Genomic DNA, 5,262 nt, shown 5'->3' on the forward strand with positions numbered 1-5,262 from the left:
ACAGCAGCTTGAGCACTTCGCGGCGCTTGGCCCGGGCGCCGTTCAGGGCCGGGCGCGCCAGGCCTGCCGGCGCCTGGTCGAAGGTGGCCTGCAAACGGCCCATGCGTTCCCAGGCCTGCACGTGGCGCGGGTCATGTTCCAGCCAGCGCCGGTGGGCTTGGTGCAGGGCCTCGCTGTGGGCTTCGCAACGCAGGTCGACGTACCAGCGGGCGGCGGCTTCCAGGGTCGCGTAGTCGAGTGCTTGCGGCTGCGCCATGGGTCAGTCCTCCAGCGCCAGCAGGCAGTGGGTCAGGGCGCGGACCGCGTGTTTTTTCACGGTGTTGACCGAAACCTGCAAGCGGCGGCCGATCTCCACATAGCTCAGGCCGTCGAGCTGGGCCAGCAGGAAGATCTCCCGGGTACGCCCGCCCAGGCCGTCGAGCAGGGTGTCGATGCGCACCAGGGTCTCGATGATCAAGGCCCGGGTTTCCGGCGAGATGTCCACCGGCTCGGGCAGCGCCATCAGCGCTTCGAGGTAGGCCTGCTCCAGGCCTCGGCGGCGGAACATGTCGATCATCAGGCTGCGCGCGACGGTGCTCAGGTAGGCCCGCGGCTCTCGCAACTCCGGCGCCTTGCGCTGGGTCATGACGCGTACGAAGGTGTCCTGGGCCAGGTCGGCGGCGTTCTCCACGCAGCCAAGCTTCTTGCGCAGCCAGCCGCACAGCCATGAATGGTGCTCCTGGTAAAGCGTGTGCACGGCGTGTTGCTGCGAGAGATCGGGGGGCGACATGGGCGGGACCATTGCAGAGGCATTTGATAATGCATCTCATTTTCTTGCAGGTGCAATGGTTTGGCAAGATTCAACCGCGCTCGCTGCACGATCGCAGCGAGCGCCAGGGGAGGGGGGGAAGGTTTAGCGGCGGGAGCGGTCCAGCCATTCCAGCGAGCTGCGCCACAGGCAGATACCCAGGAAATACGCCGACATCGCCAGCCATACCAGCATCACCACCGGGTTTTCGTCCGGATGGCGCAGCACCAGCAGCAGGCTGCACAACAGCCAGATAAAGGTCACGGCGATATTGATCGGCATAAAGCGCCGCACGCGGAACGGGTGCAAAAACTTCATCCGCGACAACGTCAGCAGGGCCAGGCCGATAATGCTGAGCAGGGTCAGCCAAGCCGGTGGGGCGATGATGTACAGGCACAGCGCGACCACGTTCCAGGCGGCGGGGAAGCCCTGGAAATAGTTGTCCTTGCTTTTCATGTTGACGTTGCAGAAGCAGAACAGCGACGACACCAGAATCAGCGAAGTGGCCAGCAGCGGCGTGTAGTCGGGCAGGGCGATGTAGCGGTAGATAAACAGTGCGGGGATAAACACGTAGGTCAGGTAGTCGATCACCAGGTCCAGCACCGAACCGTCGATATTGGGCAGCACCGACTGGGTGTTGACCTTGCGCGCCAGCGAGCCGTCGACCCCGTCCACCAGCAGCGCCACGCCCAGCCAGATCAGGCAGGCCTTGGGCTGGTTGTCGAACAGCGCGAGGGTGGCGAGAAAGGCCGTTACCACGCCGGTCGCGGTGAACCCATGGGCGCCCCATGCTTTGAGCCTGGCGATGTGTAGAGTCGATATCACGGGAGGTTCTCCAGGAAGTAATACAGGCCAACGATCCTCGTCGACAAGGTCGCCACGGCCCAGGCCAGGGTGCAACTATCGACCGGACATTGGACCATAAGGTTCAGCGCAGTTTAGTGAGAAAACGCCGTGCGCGGTGAACGACTTTTGATCGGCCAAAGCCGCGCATCCCATTCCCTCGTGGCGAGGGCCAGCCCGAATCTCCGTCGCCGCTGGCGCCAGGCTCGGGCCGCGTTCGGACGCTGGCCCGCACTGACGCCCCATACACCCGATAAAACACGGCGCCCATACCGGCCAGCGCAGCCTCGTGCCTGGGCAGCGGCTACGGGAGTGATGACCTAGGGTTTGGTCTGCAACGCCTGGAGAAGGGTGCGCGCCGCCTTGACCCGTTCGGCGTTGGGGTAGTTTTTATTGGCCAGCATCACGATGCCGATGTGCTGCCCGGGAACGAAGGCCGCGTAGGCCCCGAAACCGTTGGTGGAACCGGTCTTGTTGAGCAGCATCTGTGCCTGGGGCGCTTGCACCGGGTTCAGCCAATGGACGGCGTGGGGTTGCAGGGCCATCGCTGATGAATTGCCGTCCACCAGCTTCTGCTCGCTGATCGGGTAGGCGTACATCTCCCAGCCCAGGCCCTGGGTCATGTCAGCGACCCGGTAGTAGCCGCTGTGGGTGAGGGCGATCGCCTGCTGTAACGCCGGTTCCAGTGGGTCGGGTTGCAGGTTGCTCTGGACAAAGCTCAGCAGGTCGGCGGAGTTGGTCTTCATGCCGTAGGCTTCGGCGTCCAGCGGGCCGGCACCGACCCGGATCGGCTGGTTGGCCTGGGTGTAGCCCTGGGCGTACAGGTGCTGCTGGTCCTGCGGCACCTGGAGGTAGCTGTGCTTGAGCCCGAGCTTGGGCAGCAGGGTATTGCTCATCAGGGTCTCGAACGGCTGGCCCAGGCTGCGCGCCGCCAGGTAGCCGAACAGGCCGATGCTCGGGTTGGAATACAGGCGCTGGCTGCCGGGGGGATAGGCCGGTTTCCAGGTGTTGTAGTAGTCCAGGGTCTGCTCGGCGCTTTTGACGTCGTCCGGGAACTGCAATGGCAGGCCGCCGGCGCTGTAGGTCGCCAGTTGCAACAGGCTGATGTGCTCCAGCGCGCTGCCGCGCAACGCCGGCAGATACTGGCTGGCGGCGTCGCTCAGGGTCAGCTTGCCAGTGGCCTGGGCGTAGGCGCCGAGGGTGGCGGTGAAGGTCTTGCTCAGGGAGCCGATCTCGAACAGGGTGCTGTTGCTCACCGCCTGCCGGCTCTCCCTGGAGGCCACGCCGTAATTGAAGTAGTGGGCCTGGCCATCGATGCTGATGGCGACGGCCATGCCGGGGATGTCCTGGGCCTGCATCAGCGGTTTGATCGTGGCATCGACCAGGGCCTTGAGCTGAGGCGCGTCGGGGGCGGCGGCCAGGCACTGGCCAGTGCCCAGCAGGGCGGCGCAGGTGCCGAGGGCGGCCAGGGTGATTCGGGTTTTTTCGCCCATGATTGCGGTTTTTCCGTGATGTTCGAGGGGCTTGGCCGCAGCGCGCGCCAGGCCCCTGTGGCGGGTCGGGCGACGAGCATAACCTGCACCGTCCCTGGGCAACACCCTGCGGCCGCCCTGCTCCAACGCCGTCAGTCGCCCTGCGCCACCTCGTTGCGCACCGCGCCGGTGCGTGGCTGAGGGGCGACGGCGGGGGCCGGCTGGGCCTTGCGCCAGGTCAGCAGCACAATGCCGCCGACCACGATGGCGCCGCCCAGGATCTGCCCGGCATTGAGCATCTGGTCCAGCACCAGCCAGCCCATCAGCAAGGTGGCCAGGGGTTCGATGTTCATCACCGGGGCATTGCGCGGCATGTCCAGGCGCGGCACCGACATGAACAGCACAATAAAACCGGTGCCATACAGCACCACCAGGGTCGCCAGGGCCAGCCAGCCGGTGCTGCTTTGCGGCAGGTCGAGGCCACCGGGCAGGGCGCCGCTGAGGCCGGCCAGGTTGACGCTGCTGAACACCACCAGGATCGTCAGCAGGCTGCGCACCGAGCCGCGCACCTGGGACAGCCGGTGATCGGTGATCCACAGCGCGCAGGCGAAGACGCTGGCGGCGCAGAACGCCAGGCCTACCCCCAATAGCCATTGCGGACCGACCTCGGTGCTGGCCGCCAGGCGCCCCGGCACATCGAGCACCAGCACCAGCCCCACCAGGATCATCGCCATCAGCGCCGCCGTGCGCGCCGTGGGGCGCGGGCCGCCGAGGGCCCAGGTGAGCAGCGCCAGCAGGATCGGGAAGACGTTGGCCACCAGCAGCGCCAGGGCCACCGGCACCCGCGCCACCGCCGAATACAGGCACAGGCTCTGGGCCGCGATCAGCAGCCCCAGCAGCAATTGCCAGCGCCAGGCACCGGGGGCCAGGCGAATGCTCTGGCGCTGCCACAGCACCAGGCCGGCCAGCACCAGCAAGGTCCCGCCCGAGCGCAGCAGAATCGCCAGCAGCACCCCGGCACCGTCGTCGAACGCGACCCGCGCCGCCACATGGTTGCCGGCGAAGGCACAGCCCATGCACAGCAGGATCAGCACCGCGAGTGGACGGGAAAAGGCGACGGGAGCAGCGGGCGAGGCAGTGGGCAGGGACATGGCAGGGAGTCTCGAACGCCGGGAGCCGGGTCAGGGCTGGAGCCGGACAGGGTGGGTTTTTATTATGTTGTCGTACAACTTCGCTTGGGCTTTGTACCGCAATCGTCCGGGGGAGACAACCCTGGATACGCCATGCACAGGCAATGGTGGGGGAAGTCAGGGCGGCTCGGGATGGCGTCTCGGGCGAGCGCTGGCGAGCGCATCAGCCATGAGATCGTATGACTTCCTCTCGACCACGACCACCTCATAAACGTTCTGGCCTGGATGAAACACCGGCGCCGGATAGCTCCGGCGCCTTAGTGCTTATTGCCCGGACGAGCCTTGCCCTGGCCGCGCATATACAGCGAGTCGGCGAGCTTCTGCCGGTCTTCCAGGCTGAGGCTGCCGGCAAAGTCGGCGAGGGCGGTTTCGACCCGGGCCCGCAGCGCGCTGTCGGCTTCCCGGGCGCGACCCAGGTCGGCGTCCAGGGCATTGCGGTCGAGGGTCGGTTGCTGCAGGCGCTCGACCACATCCAGCCGCGCCTGGCGCCCGGCCAGGAGCAACGGTTGGCTGTCGGTGCGGGTCTGGCGCAGCAACTGGCGCAGTTGCCGGCGGCTGACATCCGGCAGTTGCACCAGGGCCTGGCGCAGGCCGTGCTGGGGTTCCGCCACGGCCAGGGGTGGCGCCGGGTTGTGCCCCAGCCATTGGTAGAGGCCACCGGCCAGGCCGCCCAGCAGGAAGACGTTGAGCAGCAGCGACACCACCAGCAGGGTTTTCAGGGGCTTGTTGGGCTGGGTCACTGTTCGATCTCCTCGGCTGGGGTACTCAGAATGATCTCGGCATCGCTCTGTTCGAAGATGCTCGGCAGGGCTTCGGGCGAGCTGTGCAATGGCAGGCTCAGGGACACCACCAGCATCCCGGCGCCGATCCCCGCCAGGCCGACCCCGACAAACCCGGCCGGTGACAGCCAGCCGGCGTAGCGCTGCCAGAACGAACGCGGTCGAGGCCGCGGCGCACTGGCCGCGATCTG

Annotated in this window: 6 protein-coding genes and 1 pseudogene; all 7 read right to left on the minus strand. The window is 66.7% G+C overall.

Annotation, left to right across the window (positions count from 1 at the left end):
- Positions 1-256 (minus strand): DUF4880 domain-containing protein (locus CF161_RS12120; protein ID WP_020296862.1); only part of this gene is annotated, 256 nt, incomplete at its 3' end.
- Between the two features lie 3 nt (positions 257-259).
- Positions 260-769: a sigma-70 family RNA polymerase sigma factor gene (locus CF161_RS12125; RefSeq protein ID WP_020296863.1), complete on the minus strand. Its 510-nt coding sequence runs from the start codon at positions 767-769 to the stop codon at positions 260-262.
- Between the two features lie 123 nt (positions 770-892).
- On the minus strand, positions 893-1,612 hold the full coding sequence (pcsA, locus tag CF161_RS12130; protein WP_020296864.1) for a phosphatidylcholine synthase: 720 nt from the start codon (positions 1,610-1,612) through the stop codon (positions 893-895).
- A gap of 338 nt (positions 1,613-1,950) precedes the next feature.
- Positions 1,951-3,123, minus strand: coding sequence for a class C beta-lactamase (ampC, locus tag CF161_RS12135; protein WP_020296865.1), 1,173 nt, complete (start codon positions 3,121-3,123; stop codon positions 1,951-1,953).
- 131 nt (positions 3,124-3,254) lie between these two features.
- Positions 3,255-4,253, minus strand: coding sequence for a DMT family transporter (locus CF161_RS12140; protein ID WP_020296866.1), 999 nt, complete (start codon positions 4,251-4,253; stop codon positions 3,255-3,257).
- Positions 4,254-4,549: 296 nt separating this feature from the next.
- Positions 4,550-5,032 (minus strand): periplasmic heavy metal sensor, encoded by a 483-nt coding sequence (locus CF161_RS12145; protein WP_020296867.1) that lies wholly within the window; start codon positions 5,030-5,032, stop codon positions 4,550-4,552.
- Positions 5,029-5,262 (minus strand): annotated as a pseudogene (locus tag CF161_RS33150) (hypothetical protein); the annotation flags it as partial. The pseudogene CF161_RS33150 and the gene CF161_RS12145, both read right to left, overlap by 4 nt.

The organism is Pseudomonas sp. CF161 (assembly GCF_000416215.1).
Lineage (GTDB): Bacteria > Pseudomonadota > Gammaproteobacteria > Pseudomonadales > Pseudomonadaceae > Aquipseudomonas.

Bases quoted from the DNA above. Each gene is read 5' to 3' on its own strand.
- CF161_RS12125 (WP_020296863.1), bottom strand. From the start codon at position 769: ATGTCGCCCCCCGATCTCTCGCAGCAACACGCCGTGCACACGCTTTAC.
- CF161_RS12140 (WP_020296866.1), bottom strand. From the start codon at position 4,253: ATGTCCCTGCCCACTGCCTCGCCCGCTGCTCCCGTCGCCTTTTCCCGT.
- ampC (WP_020296865.1), bottom strand. From the start codon at position 3,123: ATGGGCGAAAAAACCCGAATCACCCTGGCCGCCCTCGGCACCTGCGCC.